Genomic DNA, 540 nt, shown 5'->3' with positions numbered 1-540 from the left:
ACAGCATAGGCCCAGCTAACCAATCACGAGATGTGCAAAGCCAATTAAAGTATTTCATATGTGGTGGAATATTAGTACGTGCATTGCGAAGACTTTGCGATTTAGGAGATCCACCACCAATAGCTAATGGCATTTCACGTTTATAGATTCGTTCTCGTACAATATGGCGCGTAGCTTCAGTTTCAAATTTATTTAAAAACCAGTCATTGAGACGCCGTACTTCAGCACGGCCCAAAGGGTTTTCTGGAAAGAATTTATTTTCTTGTCGTAAATTTCCGTGCGTTTCATCTAAATATTCGTAGATAACAATGGCACCTGATAATGGAACTTCGTGTTCATCAAGAAGAACGGGGACATGGCCAGCTGGATTTAGTGCAAGAAATTCATGTCTTCTGGCCCATTCATGTTCTTCAATCAGTTGAATATTTACACCATATTCTCCAAGAATGAGGCGTATAAAGCGGGAGGCGGACGATAAAGGAGAGTGGAAAAGTGTTAACATAATTTAAAATATCAAGTAGAGTTGATGAGAATTCTTTC

General features: G+C 39.4%; 1 protein-coding gene. It reads right to left on the bottom strand.

Translation table 11 applies throughout. The features are described from left to right. Positions 1–502, bottom strand: a 502-nt coding sequence (locus tag J7R05_RS07655) for a glutathione S-transferase family protein (RefSeq protein ID WP_208541809.1), incomplete at its 3' end; no start/stop codon positions are given. Between the last annotated feature and the right edge of the window lie 38 nt (positions 503–540).

It is taken from the genome of Bartonella capreoli, assembly GCF_902813205.1.
In the GTDB taxonomy this organism is placed as follows: domain Bacteria; phylum Pseudomonadota; class Alphaproteobacteria; order Rhizobiales; family Rhizobiaceae; genus Bartonella; species Bartonella schoenbuchensis.
The sequence above is the reverse complement of the archived record's forward strand: the minus strand, read 5'-3'. Positions and strand labels throughout refer to the sequence as shown.